Source organism: Streptomyces sp. PTY087I2 (assembly GCF_001687325.1).
In the GTDB taxonomy this organism is placed as follows: Bacteria; Actinomycetota; Actinomycetes; order Streptomycetales; family Streptomycetaceae; genus Streptomyces.
Window position 1 is genome coordinate 68,295 of record NZ_LZRD01000005.1, and the last position, 12,479, is coordinate 80,773.

16 protein-coding genes and 1 riboswitch are annotated in these 12,479 nt (G+C 72.5%); of the genes, 9 read left to right on the forward strand and 7 right to left on the reverse strand.

Annotated features, from left to right (window positions below):
- Positions 1–89 precede the first annotated feature (89 nt).
- Entirely contained in the window at positions 90–1,250 is a 1,161-nt protein-coding gene (locus tag A3Q37_RS06610; RefSeq protein ID WP_065478900.1) for an 8-amino-7-oxononanoate synthase, read from the forward strand.
- On the opposite strand, the gene A3Q37_RS35445 is transcribed toward A3Q37_RS06610, so the two are convergent.
- On the reverse strand, positions 1,243–1,467 hold the full coding sequence (locus tag A3Q37_RS35445; protein ID WP_255311764.1) for a DUF397 domain-containing protein: 225 nt from the start codon (positions 1,465–1,467) through the stop codon (positions 1,243–1,245). The genes A3Q37_RS06610 and A3Q37_RS35445 overlap by 8 nt on opposite strands.
- A gap of 69 nt (positions 1,468–1,536) precedes the next feature.
- The gene (locus tag A3Q37_RS06615) at positions 1,537–2,400 is read right to left on the reverse strand and encodes a helix-turn-helix transcriptional regulator (protein WP_065478903.1); all 864 of its coding nucleotides are present in this window, start codon (positions 2,398–2,400) and stop codon (positions 1,537–1,539) included.
- A 237-nt stretch (positions 2,401–2,637) separates the two neighbouring features.
- Between A3Q37_RS06615 and A3Q37_RS06620 the strand changes: the two genes are divergently transcribed.
- Complete coding sequence (locus tag A3Q37_RS06620) at positions 2,638–3,069, forward strand: ATP-binding protein (protein WP_065478909.1); 432 nt, start codon at positions 2,638–2,640, stop codon at positions 3,067–3,069.
- Between the two features lie 201 nt (positions 3,070–3,270).
- On the opposite strand, the gene A3Q37_RS06625 is transcribed toward A3Q37_RS06620, so the two are convergent.
- Positions 3,271–4,212, reverse strand: a complete 942-nt coding sequence (locus tag A3Q37_RS06625) for a LysR family transcriptional regulator (protein ID WP_065478913.1) — start codon at positions 4,210–4,212, stop codon at positions 3,271–3,273.
- A gap of 74 nt (positions 4,213–4,286) precedes the next feature.
- Here A3Q37_RS06625 and A3Q37_RS06630 point away from each other — a divergent pair, with 74 nt between their 5' ends.
- The gene (locus A3Q37_RS06630) at positions 4,287–4,943 is read left to right on the forward strand and encodes a LysE family translocator (protein ID WP_065478916.1); all 657 of its coding nucleotides are present in this window, start codon (positions 4,287–4,289) and stop codon (positions 4,941–4,943) included.
- An 82-nt stretch (positions 4,944–5,025) separates the two neighbouring features.
- On the opposite strand, the gene A3Q37_RS06635 is transcribed toward A3Q37_RS06630, so the two are convergent.
- The 3 genes from A3Q37_RS06635 to A3Q37_RS06645 form a co-directional block, all read right to left on the reverse strand.
- Positions 5,026–5,499 carry a C40 family peptidase gene (locus A3Q37_RS06635; RefSeq protein ID WP_065478921.1) on the reverse strand — a complete coding sequence of 158 codons (474 nt, stop codon included), beginning with the start codon at positions 5,497–5,499 and terminating at the stop codon, positions 5,026–5,028.
- A 3-nt stretch (positions 5,500–5,502) separates the two neighbouring features.
- A riboswitch (cyclic di-AMP (ydaO/yuaA leader) is annotated at positions 5,503–5,665 on the reverse strand.
- A 390-nt stretch (positions 5,666–6,055) separates the two neighbouring features.
- Positions 6,056–6,376 (reverse strand): hypothetical protein, encoded by a 321-nt coding sequence (locus tag A3Q37_RS06640; RefSeq protein ID WP_065478927.1) that lies wholly within the window; start codon positions 6,374–6,376, stop codon positions 6,056–6,058.
- Positions 6,377–6,427: 51 nt separating this feature from the next.
- Entirely contained in the window at positions 6,428–7,033 is a 606-nt protein-coding gene (locus tag A3Q37_RS06645; protein ID WP_065478930.1) for an ATP-dependent Clp protease proteolytic subunit, read from the reverse strand.
- Between the two features lie 92 nt (positions 7,034–7,125).
- Here A3Q37_RS06645 and A3Q37_RS06650 point away from each other — a divergent pair, with 92 nt between their 5' ends.
- Positions 7,126–7,440: a type II toxin-antitoxin system Phd/YefM family antitoxin gene (locus tag A3Q37_RS06650; RefSeq protein WP_065478938.1), complete on the forward strand. Its 315-nt coding sequence runs from the start codon at positions 7,126–7,128 to the stop codon at positions 7,438–7,440.
- A gap of 83 nt (positions 7,441–7,523) precedes the next feature.
- Here the strand turns inward: A3Q37_RS06650 and A3Q37_RS06655 are convergent, their stop codons facing one another.
- Entirely contained in the window at positions 7,524–8,522 is a 999-nt protein-coding gene (locus A3Q37_RS06655) for a hypothetical protein (protein WP_065478941.1), read from the reverse strand.
- A 143-nt stretch (positions 8,523–8,665) separates the two neighbouring features.
- Here A3Q37_RS06655 and A3Q37_RS06660 point away from each other — a divergent pair, with 143 nt between their 5' ends.
- The 5 genes from A3Q37_RS06660 to A3Q37_RS06680 all read left to right on the forward strand — a co-directional run bounded on the left by A3Q37_RS06660 (position 8,666) and on the right by A3Q37_RS06680 (position 12,447).
- Positions 8,666–9,286 (forward strand): TetR/AcrR family transcriptional regulator, encoded by a 621-nt coding sequence (locus A3Q37_RS06660; protein WP_065478943.1) that lies wholly within the window; start codon positions 8,666–8,668, stop codon positions 9,284–9,286.
- A 137-nt stretch (positions 9,287–9,423) separates the two neighbouring features.
- On the forward strand, positions 9,424–9,726 hold the full coding sequence (locus A3Q37_RS06665) for an urease subunit gamma (protein ID WP_065478946.1): 303 nt from the start codon (positions 9,424–9,426) through the stop codon (positions 9,724–9,726).
- A 13-nt stretch (positions 9,727–9,739) separates the two neighbouring features.
- A complete protein-coding gene (locus A3Q37_RS06670) occupies positions 9,740–10,051 on the forward strand; it encodes an urease subunit beta (protein WP_044369300.1) in 312 nt (103 codons plus the stop codon).
- The gene (locus tag A3Q37_RS06675) at positions 10,044–11,765 is read left to right on the forward strand and encodes an urease subunit alpha (protein ID WP_065478949.1); all 1,722 of its coding nucleotides are present in this window, start codon (positions 10,044–10,046) and stop codon (positions 11,763–11,765) included. The genes A3Q37_RS06670 and A3Q37_RS06675 overlap by 8 nt, the downstream gene beginning before the upstream one ends.
- 19 nt (positions 11,766–11,784) lie before the next feature.
- A complete protein-coding gene (locus A3Q37_RS06680) occupies positions 11,785–12,447 on the forward strand; it encodes an urease accessory protein UreF (protein WP_065478952.1) in 663 nt (220 codons plus the stop codon).
- The last annotated feature ends 32 nt before the right edge of the window (positions 12,448–12,479 follow it).

The window sequence follows — 12,479 nt, forward strand, 5'->3', positions numbered from 1 at the left end:
CGGGCGGGGGTGTGTGTATTGCCACACCCTGACCTGCTGCGCACCCGGCTAGGGTCTGTGGGCTGCCTACAAAGACAGGGACCCGCCCCATGTCCTTCGCCCCGTTCGACTGGATCGACGCCGAGGCCCGCCGCCGGGCCGCCGCCGGACTCGTACGCACGCTGCGTCCGCGCGACGCCGAGCCGGAGCTGCTGGACCTCGCGAGCAACGATTACCTGGGCCTCACCCGGCATCCGGAGGTCACCGCCGCCGCGGCGGCCGCCGCCCACCGCTGGGGAGCGGGCGCCACCGGCTCCCGGCTGGTCACCGGATCCACCGCCCTGCACGCCGAACTCGAACGGGAGCTGGCCGCGTTCTGCGGGTTCGAGGCGGCCCTCGTGCTCTCCTCCGGGTACGCGGCCAACCTCGCCGCGCTGACCGCACTCTCCGGCCGCGGTTCCCTCATCGTCTCCGACGCGGGCAACCACGCCTCGATCGTGGACGGCTGCCGGCTCTCCCGCGCCGAGACCGCCGTCGTCCCCCACGCGGACCCGGACGCGGTCGCCAAAGCGCTCGGGGCCCATGACGGGCGGGCCCTCGCCGTCACCGACTCGGTCTTCTCCGTCGACGGCGACGCCGCCCCGCTCCCGGCCCTGGCCGAGGTCTGCCGCTCCGCGAACGCCGCCCTGCTCGTCGACGACGCCCACGGCCTCGGCGTCCTGGGCGACGGCGGACGAGGAGCGCTCGCGGCGGCCGGACTGGCGGGCGGCGACGGGATCGTGGCCACCCTCACCCTGTCCAAGTCGCTCGGCAGCCAGGGCGGAGCGGTCCTCGGACCCGCCCGCGTCATCGACCACCTGGTCAACACCGCGCGTACGTTCATCTTCGACACCGGACTCGCCCCGGCGGCGGCCGGCGGCGCGCTCGGCGCCCTCGAAGTGCTGCGACGGGAGCCCGAACGGGCCGCCCGCGCCCGCGAGGTGGCCACCGCGCTGTACACGCGGCTCACCGCCGCCGGGCTGAAGGCGGTGAGGCCCGACGCGGCCGTCGTCTCCGTCCGGGCGCCGTCGGCGGACACGGCGGTGCGCTGGGCGGCCGACTGCCGCACCGCCGGACTGGCGGTGGGCTGCTTCCGCCCGCCGTCGGTCCCGGACGGCATCTCCCGACTGCGGCTGACCGCGCGCGCCGACCTGACCGAGGAGCAGATCACGACCGCGGTGGCCACGATCGTCGCCACCGCTCCCCGGCAGGCGGACGCCGACGTCAGCTGACGTGCCGTGGACCGGCTCCGTGCGGACCGAGCCCGTCCACGAAGGCGGTCCAGGCCGCCGCCGAGAACCGCAGCGGCGGCCGGTCCACGTCCTTCGAGTCCCGTACGCCGAGGAGCGCACCGCCGATCCGCGCGGTCTCCACGCAGTTGTTCATCCCGGTCGACCGGCTGCTGCGCCGCCACCGCGGGGCGGGCGGCGCCGTGGACGGCGGTGGCATCGGTGGCGGTGGCGGCGGCGGTGGCGGCGGTGAGTCGGTCAGTGCGCGTCGGTCTGACATGGCGTCCCCTCAGCTGCGTCTGAAGCTACGTCCGGTCTCGGTGATGAGGTCCAGCGAGTGTTCGGGCGACAGCGCATGCGCCTGCAAGGTACGGAAGGCCGAGCTGTACGCCTCAAGGTCTTCTCTCCGCTCCAGATAGAGGCTACTCGTCAAGTGGTCAAGAACGACCACATCCAGATCAGAAATGTTCGGAAAGGAGAAGATGACGAAAGGGCCGGTGAGTCCGACGTAACCGCCCACCGAGAACGGCAGCAACTGAAGTTGCACATGTGGCAGTTGAGACACCTGGGCAAGGTGCTCCAGCTGGTCCCGCATCACTTCGGGCCCACCCACCTCGCGATGGAGCACGGCCTCGTCCAGCACCGCCGTGAACCGCAGCGGCGGGCTCGCGCGCAGTACCCGCTGGCGGGTCAGCCGGACTTCGACCAGCGAGTCGAGCCGGCCGTCCGGTAACCCGTCCAGCGAGGCACGGGTCACGGCACGCGCGTATCCGGCGGTCTGGAGCAGCCCCGGCACCACCGAGGTCTCCAGCGTCCGGACCGTACTGGCCTGCGACTCCAGGCTGATGAAGTCGCGGTACTGCGGCGGGATCAGCCCCCGGTACGCGTGCCACCATCCCGAGCCGCCGCCCGCCGACCCCGCGAGGACTTCGAGCAGGGAGCGCAACTGGGGGTCGCGCACCGCGTAGACGTCCAGCAGCCGCGAGACGTCCGCGGGGGTCACCCCGCTCGCACCGGTCTCGATGCGGCTCACCTTCGACTGGTGCCAGCCGAGCAGCCGGGCCGCCTCCCGGCTGGTCAGCCCGGAGGCGTGGCGCAGGGCCCGCAGCTCCTCACCGAGCTTGCGCCGCCGGACGACGGGGCCGTGCAGCATGCCGGTCTCCTTCCGCTGTCGGGAGGGGCCGGTCCGCCGCCGGGACCGGCACCGCAGAGGGGCCAGTGTGCCGTCCGTCCACGCCGTACGGGTCCCGAATTCACCGCTTCGAGCGACAGATATATGCATATCTTGGCCGAACGTCGTTACAGGGAGCTGCATCAATGGCAATCTGGCGCGAAGCACAATCCCGGCCGGCCGTCGGTCGGCCCGGGGCGGGAAAGGGGCGGTGTCGCCATGGCGGACCATCAGGAAGCAACCGTCACTCTGCCGAGCGATCCGGTCTCGGTCTCCGCGGCCCGCAGACATGTGGCGAAGACCCTGGCCGGATGGGGGATGCCCGACGACAGCGAGTTCGCCGACACCATCCGGCTGATCGTCTCGGAGCTGGCCACCAACGCCGTGCAGCACACGTTCGGCCAGTCGCCCACCTTCACCGTGGACCTGCGCCTCGAACGCGACGAGGAGCTGTATCTCGGCGTCACGGACAGTCACCCCCGGTGGCCCCAGAAACTGCCCGCCGCGGTACGGCAGGACAACGGCCGGGGGATGGTCATCATCCGGATGCTGGCCAAGGAGCGAGGCGGACGGCTCCAGGTCACGCCGACCGCCGAGGGCGGCAAGACGGTCTGGATCGCGCTGCCTTGGGTGGTCGCGGTCCAGAGCTGACGTTACGGTCCGGGCCTCGGCGGGCCGGCCGGTGGCGGCGCGGTCCGGGGCTGGCGTTACGGTCCGGACTTCGGCGGTCCGACCGCCGCCCCGGTCCGGAGCCGACCGGGCCGGATCCCACGCTGACCGGCCGGAGTGGACCCGACGGGTGACCCGGTCGCCGGCGGAGCCTGGAGGGCCGAGCCGGCCGGCCGGCTCGGGTCAGCCCGACGGGGGCCGGTTCGGCCCCGGCGCCGTGCCTCCGCGGCCGAATCCGCTGCGCAGCAGCGCGAGCAGCGTCGCGGCGGCCGCGCTCGACCGGTCGCCCCGGTGCACCACGGAGATCGTCCGGCGGAACGACGCGGGCTCCAGCCTCCGTACGGACAGCGGGGCCGGTGCCATCGAGGCGACCATCTCCGGCACCACCGCCACGCCGAGCCCCGCGCTGACCAGCGCGCACACCAGCGCGTACCCCGGTGATTCGCAGACCACCGCGGGCGTCGCCCCCACCGCGGCGAGCGCGTCCTCGACCCCGCGCCGGGGCGGATGGGTCGGCGCACTGCTGATCAGCGGCCGCCCCGCCAGCTCCCCGACCGGCAGCCGCCCGGTGCCCTCGGCGAGCCGGTGCCCCACCGATGTGACCAGCACCAGCTCCTCGACCAGAAGGGGGTCGACGAGCACGCCCGCCGGCGGCGGCCCGACCGCTCCCGGTTCGTAGGCGTGCGTCAGGGCGAGGTCCACCTCGCCCGCGGCCACGGCGGCGATCCCGCCGGGCGGTTCGTGGTCGGCGACGGCCAGCTCGACCTCGGGGTGGGCCCGCCGGAAGGCGCTGAGGACGGGCGGCAGCAGATGGATCCCGGCCGTCGTGAACGTCCCCACCCGCAGCCTGCCGCCCGAGAGCCCGGCCAGCCGCGCCAGCTCGTGCCGCGCCTGGTCCAGTTCGTCCAGTACCCGGCGGGCCCGGCCCGCCAGCAGCTCGCCCGCCGCCGTCAGCCGCGCCCCGCGATGGTGGCGTACCAGCAGCGCCGCCCCCGCCTCCCGCTCCAGCTTGGCCAGCTGCTGCGAGAGCGCGGGCGCGGTGTAGCCGAGGCGGGCGGCGGCCCGGGTGATCGATCCGGCCTCCGCGACCGCCACCAGCGCCGCGAGCCGTGTCGGGTCGTACATGAAAGCGTTCCTTTAGGCAGACCCAGAAGATTGCAAGTACACGCTAAAGGCTCCGCAGGTCCAAGGTGGACCTCATGGACGCACAACTCATCGCCTTCACCGGGGTCGCCGCCGGCATGGTCGCGCTGCCCGGCGCCGACTTCACCGTCGTCGTACGCAACGCCCTGGCCTCCCGCACCGCGGGCCTGGCCTCGGCGGTCGGCGTCGCCGGGGGACTGCTCGTGCACACCGCGCTCGCGGTCGCCGGACTCGCCGCGGTGCTGGTGACGATGCCCGTGCTCTTCCGCACCGTCCAGCTGCTCGGCGGCGCGTACGTCCTGTACCTCGGGCTCAGCGCGCTGTACGCGATCCGCCGCCGAGCGCAGGACGGCTCGGGCCCGCCTTCCGGCGCCCCGGAGGGCGAGCCCGAGCGGCCCGCGCCCAGGGAGTTCGGGCGCGCGCTGCGCCAGGGGTTCCTGACGAACGCGCTCAACCCGAAGGCCCCGGTCCTCTTCCTCAGTCTGCTGCCGCAGTTCGTGCCCGACGGTCAGCCGCCGCTGCCCAGGACCCTGTTGCTCGCGGCCCTGGTGGTGGTGCTGGCGCTGATCTGGTTCCCGGCCGTCGCCCTGCTGGTGGACCGGCTGGGCCGGTGGCTGCGCCGCCCGCGTACCGCCCGCGCCATCGAGGGCGGCAGCGGGGTGGCGCTCACCGGTCTGGGACTCGCCCTGGTCACCGGCCCGCTGCTGCGCTGAGCCGGCCGCGGGCAGCGGGCGGTGCGCGCAAGGGAAGGAGGGCAGGGGCAGTGCCGCAAGGAAAGAGCGTCCGGTCGGTGGGTCAGCGGACCCGTCCGTACCAGACGCTCTTGGACCAGATTTTCGCCAGTCGCACCACGTCCCCCGATTTGGGGGAGTGCCAGATCTTCCCGGCCCCGGCGTAGATGCCCACGTGGTAGACGCTGCGCCCCGAATGGAAGAAGACGAGGTCGCCGCGTTTGCGCTGCGACTTCGGAATATGGCGGGTCTTGTTGTACTGCTGTTGTGCCGTGCGGGGAAGCTTCTTGCCGGCCTTCTTGAACGAGTAGAGCGTCAGCCCCGAACAGTCGAAGCGGCTGGGGCCCGCCGCTCCGTACTTGTAGGGAGCCCCCTTCTTCGACGCGGCGATCTTCAGGGCCTTCGTCGAGTGGGAGGTGGCGGCCTCGGCGTCGCTCACCAGACCGGGCGCCAGCATCGAGGACGTCACGGCCAGGGTGAGCGCCGAAGCCGTACCGACCCGGGCGAACAGAGACGGGACATGAACCTGCGCAGACATGCGCAACCCTTCGTCAGCCGCCTGTGAAGGATGACCTGTCGGGTTCGGGCTGGCGAAGTTGCCCGGCCGCGTCGCGGCTTCACCCCGAGGGCTTCCCGGTCTCCCGGTCGGCCCGTTGTGCTCGGGTCCTCCACTCCTGCCGATCCACTTCTGTCGACCAGTCATCCGGGCGGCGGCAGGACTCGGCGTCCGCCCGGACCGCCCCGCCGCGGCGGCGGGGGCTTGTCGTCCCAGGGATCTTGACGCACTCCGTGCCGGATTTCCGAGCTGAAACGGCGATTTGTGAGTCTCCTCACCACTGATCCATTCAGGTGGACAGGCCGGATTCGCGCCCGCCGTCGAGCCCGGCGCACACCCTCGTACCAGGGACGAAAGGACGCATTTCGAGTACGGGCCGCGCTCCGAACGCAAGTTGGGCCGTCGCTCGCACGGGTGACCGTCTACGCCGAACGAGCGAGGAAAAATGATCGCGGGATCGGGCGTGTCGTGCGGCGGTCCGGCCGGTCCGCTCCCGTAAGGCGCTCCCGGCGTGCGAGGCGGGTCAGTTCACTGCGGGTCAGCTCGCCGGCGGCCGGTTCGCCGGCGGAGGCATCGCGACCCGGCCCGCCCGGCGCTCCCCGTCCAGGACGCGCAGGGCTCGCGCCAGGGTGGCGGCGTGCAGCCGTGACTCGCCGCGCTCGTGCATCAGGGCCAGCGCGTCGCGCAGCGCCGCCGCCCCGGAGGCCAGGGCCTGGGCGGCCCGCAGCGCGCTGTAGGTGTCGCCGCCGTGGGCCGGGTTGATGCGGCCCACCTGGTCGAGCACGGCCAGGTAGCAGTCGACGAACTCGCCCTCGGCGCGGGTCAGTGCGGGCAGGGGCGGGAACTCGGGTGGCTCCATCGGCGTTTCACCTCGCGTCGTACGGCGCCGGTCGTACGGCGGCCGGGTGGGTCAGCGGTTCTCCACGACGTGGTCGACCAGCCCGTAGGCGAGGGCGGCCCGCGCGTCGAGGATGGTGTCGCGCTCGATGTCGGCGGTGATCTGCTCCGCGGTCCGGCCCGTGTGCCGGACGAGCATGGCCGCGAACATCTCGCGGGTACGCACCAGTTCGCGCGCGTGGATCTCCAGGTCGGACGGCTGGCCCCGCAGCGGCTCCTCCAGTGCGGGCTGCTGAATGACTACCCGCGCACCGGGCAGCGCATGTCGCCGCCCCTGCGCCCCGGCCGCCAGCAGGGCCGCCGCGTAGGAGCCCGCCTGCCCCAGGCAGAAGGTCTCCACCGGGCAGGTGAGGTAGCGCATCGTGTCGTAGACCGCCGCCATCGCCTGGAACGTACCGCCGGGGGAGTTGATGTACAGCGACAGGGGCCGGTCCGGATCGGCGTGCTCCAGATACATGAGCTGGGCGATGAGGTCGCTCGCGGCGGTGTCGTCGACCGGACTCCCGAGGAAGACGATCCGCTCGGACAGCAGCTTGGAGTACGGGTCCTGCGTGCGGGTCCCGGTCGCGGTGCGCTCGGTGAACTCGGGAAGGACGTAGCGGGCGGCGGGGCGGATCATGGCGTGCCTCTCTCCTGGAGCTGACCATTCGTCCGGGCGTCCCGTCATCCGTAAAAAATGTACAGGACGTACAGAAGGTTATGATGGTGACTATGGCCTACGAGATTCCGGTGACGCAAGCACGGGCAGAGCTCGCCGAACTGATCAACCGCGTCGTCTACGGCGGTGAACGCGTCGTGGTGACCCGGCACGGCAAGCCGCTCGTCGCGCTGGTCTCCGCCGCCGACCTGCAACGACTCGAAGCGGAGGAGTCCGCGGCCGAGGAGCAGGTGATCAGCTCGGTCTCCTCGATCGGCTCCGCGCCATCCGCTCAGGGCGAACGGCGCAGGTTCGGCATCGCCGCCGAGCACCGCCCCCAGGACGGCCACGGTCACGCCAACCGCAACGACGACGGCCGGGACGCCTGACGTCGGACTGCCCCGCGACAGCACGAAGCCGGGTGCCCTCCCTGAGGAGGCGCACCCGGCTTCGGCGCGTCCGGATCCGGTGCTCAGCCGGTCAGGGCCGGCTCCCGGGCGGGCCCGGCGGACTCGGCAGCCGTCGGCTCGACGGCCTTCGGTGTCCGCCGCGCGAACAGCACCGCCGCCAGTCCGAGCACCGACCACAGTGAGAGCGTCAGGAGGGGCCCGCCCGCCGCGCTCCCGTCGAAGAAGGCGACCGAGCGGAGCAGGGAGCCGCCCGCGCCCGGCGGGAGCCACTGGCCGATCATGCCGACCGGTTCGGGCAGCAGCTGCGGTGCGCTGGTGACGCCGGAGAAGGAATTGCCCAGCAGAACCATCAGCAGGGCGCCGAGCCCGATGCCGCCCGTCCCGAACAGGGCGGCGAGTCCTGCCACCCCTGAACCGATGGCCAGCACGGTGAGCCCGAGCACCCCCGCCTCCGTCCACCAGTCGCCCGTGATCACGCCGAGCCAGCTGTGGGTCACGGCCGTGGCGGCAAGCCCCACCAGGGCGGACGCCGCGAGCAGGGTCAACGCGGCCCGCGCCCCGCGCAGCCCCATGAGGGTGACGACGGCTCCGGCCGCCATTCCCGCCAGGGCCAGCGGCAGGACACTCGCGCCGAGTGCGCTGCCGCGCGGGTCCCCGGTCGGCGCGGCCACCACATCGGTGACCTTGACCTGCGTGCCCTCCGGGGCGGACGCGGTCACGGCCTCGCGCAGCAGCTGGGAGACGACCGGGCTCGCCGCCGACGCGGTGAGCAGGTGCGGCCCCTGCGGGGTGGCGACGACGGCTCCGTATACGACCCGGTCCTCGATCGCGGCGCGGGCGGCGGCCTCGTCCTCGTAACGGTGCACCTCGAAGGCGCCCTCGCGCTGCTCGAACCGCTGCTCCAGCTGCTCGGCGGCCGGCGCCGCACCCGCCACGCCGACCGGGAGGTCGCGTGGCGCGATCCGGGCGGCGGGCCAGGCGAAGGCCCAGAGGGCGAGGGTCACCATCAGGGGGACCAGCAGGATCACCGCCACCGCGCGGCGGTTGGGTGCGGTGGACATGAGAGGCCTCGATTCGTGCGACGGGCGGGGAATCCAAAGAAGGATGAATCCAAAGAGAAGGATCGTTCGTTTTACGACTGGTTCCCACTGTCGGCACGCCTCGTTCGATTGTCAAGAAGGAACGTTCGTTTTAGGTTGAGGTCATGGCCCGCGTATCCCAGGAACACCTCGACGCCCGCCGCCGTCAGATCCTCGACGGCGCGGCGCGCTGCTTCGCCCGCAACGGTTTCCACGCCACGTCCATGCAGGACGTCCTCAAGGAGGTGGGGCTGTCCGCCGGAGCGGTCTACCGCTACTTCCCCGGCAAGGAGGACATCATCGCGGCCATCACCGAGGAGGCCTTCGTCGTCGTGCGCGGCGCCTTCGAGGAGGCTGCCCGTATGACGCCGCCGCCCACCCCGGACGCGCTGCTCAGCCGGGTGCTCGGCGGGGTGCTCGCGGGACGGGTGTACGGGCTGGAGCGCCGCACCTTCGCCGCGCTCGTGGTCCAGCTCTGGTCCGAGACGCTGCGCGACGGACGGCTCGCCGCACTCCTCGACGAGGGGTACGCCACCATGCGCCTGGCCTGGGTGAAGCTCGTCGACGCCTACCGTTCCGCGGGGATCCTGGGAAGCGACGTGCCCGACGACCATGTGGCGCGCACGATGATCGCGGCGGCGCAGGGCTTCATCGTGCAGGAGGCGCTGTTCGGGGACGTACGCCCCGAGGTGGTGGAGAACGGGTTGCGCGGTCTGATGTCCATCACCCCGCAAAAGATCAGTTAACGCAATGGAAAAACTTCCGCCCTAACGTGCAATGCCTGGTCGCGAGGGTGTCGTTCCCGTTCAACGAGTTGTTGAACGGGGATAGTGTCCCGCTGCGTCCGGAGCCGGAGCCGGGCGGAAGACGATGAGGTGGAAGCGTGCAACTGACCCCGCACGAGCAGGAGCGTCTGCTCATCCATGTGGCCGCCGACGTGGCCGAGAAGCGCCGTGCGCGCGGGCTGAAGCTCAACCACCCCGAGGCCGTCGCCCTGATCACCGCCCATCTGCTGGAGGGCGCCCGGGACGGCCGTACCGTCGCCGAACTCATGGCATCGGGACGGAAGCTGCTCACCCGGGACGACGTCATGGAGGGCATCCCCGAGATGCTCCACGACGTCCAGGTCGAGGCCACCTTCCCGGACGGCACGAAGCTCGTCACCGTCCACGAACCGATCGTCTGACGGGGGAGCGCCGATGATTCCCGGAGAGATCCTGTACGGGGACGGGGACATCCCCCTCAACGAGGGGCGGGCGGTCACCCGCCTCACCGTCCTCAACGCCGCCGACCGCCCCGTCCAGGTCGGCTCCCACTACCACTTCGCCGAGGCCAACCCCGGGCTGCGCTTCGACCGCGCCGCCGCCCACGGACTGCGGCTGAACATCGCCGCCGGTACGGCGGTCCGCTTCGAACCCGGCATCCCCGCCGACGTCGAACTCGTCCCCCTCGCCGGCCGCCGCGTCGTCCCCGGCCTGCGCGGCGAAACCGGAGGTGCCCTCGATGCCTGACCTCAAGCGCGCGGTCTACGCCGACCTGTTCGGGCCCACCACCGGCGACCGGATCAGGCTCGCCGACACCGATCTGCTCGTCGAGATCGAGGAGGACCGCTCGGGCGGCCCCGGACACGCGGGCGACGAGGCGGTGTTCGGCGGCGGCAAGGTGATCCGCGAGTCCATGGGCCAGGCCCGCACCACCCGCGCCGAAGGCGCGCCCGACACCGTCATCACCGGCGCCGTCATCATCGACCACTGGGGCATCGTCAAGGCCGACATCGGCATCCGGGACGGCCGGATCACCGGCATCGGCAAGGCCGGGAACCCGGACACCATGGACGGCGTCCACCCCGACCTGGTGATCGGCCCCGAGACCGAAGTCATCGCGGGCAACGGCAAGCTGCTCACCGCAGGCGCGGTCGACGCCCACGTCCACTTCATCTCGCCCACCCTTGTCGACCAGGCGCTCTCCAGTGGCATCACCACCCTCGTCGGCGGCGGCACCGGCCCCGCCGAAGGCACCAAGGCCACCACCATCACCCCCGGGCCCTGGCATCTGGCCCGGATGTTCGAGGCGCTGGAGACGTTCCCCGTCAACATCGGACTGCTCGGCAAGGGCAACACGATGTCGCAGGACGCCATGCACTCCCAGCTGCGCGGCGGAGCACTGGGATTCAAGATCCACGAGGACTGGGGCGCCACCCCCGCCGTCATCGACGCCTGCCTCACCGTCTGCGAACGGACCGGCGCCCAGCTCGCCATCCACACGGACACCCTCAACGAGGCCGGGTTCGTCGCCGACACCCTCGCCGCCATCGCCGGCCGGACGATCCACGCGTACCACACCGAGGGGGCGGGCGGCGGGCACGCGCCCGACATCATCAGCGTGGTCTCCGAGCCGTACGTCCTGCCCAGCTCGACCAACCCCACCCGGCCGCACACCGTCAACACCATCGAGGAACACCTCGACATGCTGATGGTCTGCCACCACCTCAACCCGGCCGTCCCCGAGGACCTGGCGTTCGCCGAGTCCCGGATCCGGCCCTCCACCATCGCCGCCGAGGACATCCTCCACGATCTCGGCGCCATCTCGATCATCTCCTCCGACTCCCAGGCGATGGGGCGCATCGGCGAGGTGATCCTGCGGACCTGGCAGACCGCCCACGTCATGAAGAAGCGGCGCGGTGCCCTGCCCGGGGACGGGCGGGCCGACAACCACCGGGTCCGTCGCTATGTCGCCAAATACACCATCAACCCGGCCGTCGCCCAGGGCATGGGCGGCGAGATCGGCTCCGTGGAGACCGGCAAGCTCGCCGACCTCGTGCTCTGGGACCCGGCGTTCTTCGGCGTGAAACCGCAGACCGTCATCAAGGGCGGCCAGATCGCGTACGCGCAGATGGGCGACGCCAACGCCTCCATCCCAACGCCCCAGCCGGTGATGCCCCGCCCGATGTTCGGCGCGCTGGGCCGGGCGGCGGCCCGGGGCTCGGTCAACTTCGTCTCCGCCGCCGCGATCGAGGACGGCCTGCCCGAACGGCTCGCCCTGGACAAGCCGTTCACGCCGATCACCAGCACCCGGGGGGTCACGAAGGCGGACATGTGCGAGAACGACGCCGTGCCCCGTGTCGAGGTCGACCCCGACAGCTTCGCCGTCACCATCGACGGCGATCCGGTCGAGCCGGCCCCGGCGGCGGAACTGCCCATGGCCCAGCGCTACTTCCTCTTCTGAGAGCCGGCGGACCACAGCTATGTCACGCGCAGCTCTCCTCGTCCTGGCCGACGGCCGGTTCCCCGCCGGAGGCCACGCCCACTCCGGCGGCGCCGAACCGGCCGTCGCCGAAGGGCGCGTTCGCGACGCCGACTCCCTCGCCGACTTCTGCCGGGGCCGCCTGCACACCGCGGGCCTCACCGCCGCCGCCCTCGCCGCGGCGGCGGCCCACGGCCTCGACCCGCTCGCCCTCGACGAGGCCGCCGACGCCCGTACGCCCTCACCCGCCCTGCGGGCCACCGCCCGGAAGCTGGGCCGGCAGATGATGCGGGCCGCCCGCGCCACCTGGCCGAGCCCCGAACTGGACGCGCTCGCCAAAGCCCGGCCGCGCGGCGCCCACCAGCCCGTCGTCCTCGGGCTCACCGCGCGGTCGGCGGGCCTCGGCCCCGAGGACGCCGCGCACTGTGTCGCGTACGAGACCGTCAGCGGGCCCGCCACCGCCGTCGTCCGGCTCCTCTCCCTTGACCCCTTCCACGCCACCGCCGTCCTCGCCCGGCTCGCCCCCGAGCTGGACCGGGTCGCGGAACAGGCCGCCGAGGCAGCCCGGCAGGGCATCGACGCCCTGCCCGCCGCCTCGGCCCCGCTCCTCGACATCACCGCCGAGGCGCACGCCGCCTGGCCGGTCCGCCTCTTCGCCTCGTAGGTCGGGCCGGGCCCGCCCCGCCCCACACGGAC

Excerpts from the sequence above, each read along its gene's own strand:
- A3Q37_RS06610 (WP_065478900.1), top strand. The coding sequence starts at position 90 with ATGTCCTTCGCCCCGTTCGACTGGATCGACGCCGAGGCCCGCCGCCGG.
- A3Q37_RS35445 (WP_255311764.1), bottom strand. The coding sequence starts at position 1,467 with ATGCCACCGCCGTCCACGGCGCCGCCCGCCCCGCGGTGGCGGCGCAGC.
- A3Q37_RS06615 (WP_065478903.1), bottom strand. The coding sequence starts at position 2,400 with ATGCTGCACGGCCCCGTCGTCCGGCGGCGCAAGCTCGGTGAGGAGCTG.
- A3Q37_RS06620 (WP_065478909.1), top strand. The coding sequence starts at position 2,638 with ATGGCGGACCATCAGGAAGCAACCGTCACTCTGCCGAGCGATCCGGTC.
- A3Q37_RS06625 (WP_065478913.1), bottom strand. The coding sequence starts at position 4,212 with ATGTACGACCCGACACGGCTCGCGGCGCTGGTGGCGGTCGCGGAGGCC.
- A3Q37_RS06630 (WP_065478916.1), top strand. The coding sequence starts at position 4,287 with ATGGACGCACAACTCATCGCCTTCACCGGGGTCGCCGCCGGCATGGTC.
- A3Q37_RS06635 (WP_065478921.1), bottom strand. The coding sequence starts at position 5,499 with ATGTCTGCGCAGGTTCATGTCCCGTCTCTGTTCGCCCGGGTCGGTACG.
- A3Q37_RS06640 (WP_065478927.1), bottom strand. The coding sequence starts at position 6,376 with ATGGAGCCACCCGAGTTCCCGCCCCTGCCCGCACTGACCCGCGCCGAG.
- A3Q37_RS06645 (WP_065478930.1), bottom strand. The coding sequence starts at position 7,033 with ATGATCCGCCCCGCCGCCCGCTACGTCCTTCCCGAGTTCACCGAGCGC.
- A3Q37_RS06650 (WP_065478938.1), top strand. The coding sequence starts at position 7,126 with ATGGCCTACGAGATTCCGGTGACGCAAGCACGGGCAGAGCTCGCCGAA.
- A3Q37_RS06655 (WP_065478941.1), bottom strand. The coding sequence starts at position 8,522 with ATGTCCACCGCACCCAACCGCCGCGCGGTGGCGGTGATCCTGCTGGTC.
- A3Q37_RS06660 (WP_065478943.1), top strand. The coding sequence starts at position 8,666 with ATGGCCCGCGTATCCCAGGAACACCTCGACGCCCGCCGCCGTCAGATC.
- A3Q37_RS06670 (WP_044369300.1), top strand. The coding sequence starts at position 9,740 with ATGATTCCCGGAGAGATCCTGTACGGGGACGGGGACATCCCCCTCAAC.
- A3Q37_RS06675 (WP_065478949.1), top strand. The coding sequence starts at position 10,044 with ATGCCTGACCTCAAGCGCGCGGTCTACGCCGACCTGTTCGGGCCCACC.
- A3Q37_RS06680 (WP_065478952.1), top strand. The coding sequence starts at position 11,785 with ATGTCACGCGCAGCTCTCCTCGTCCTGGCCGACGGCCGGTTCCCCGCC.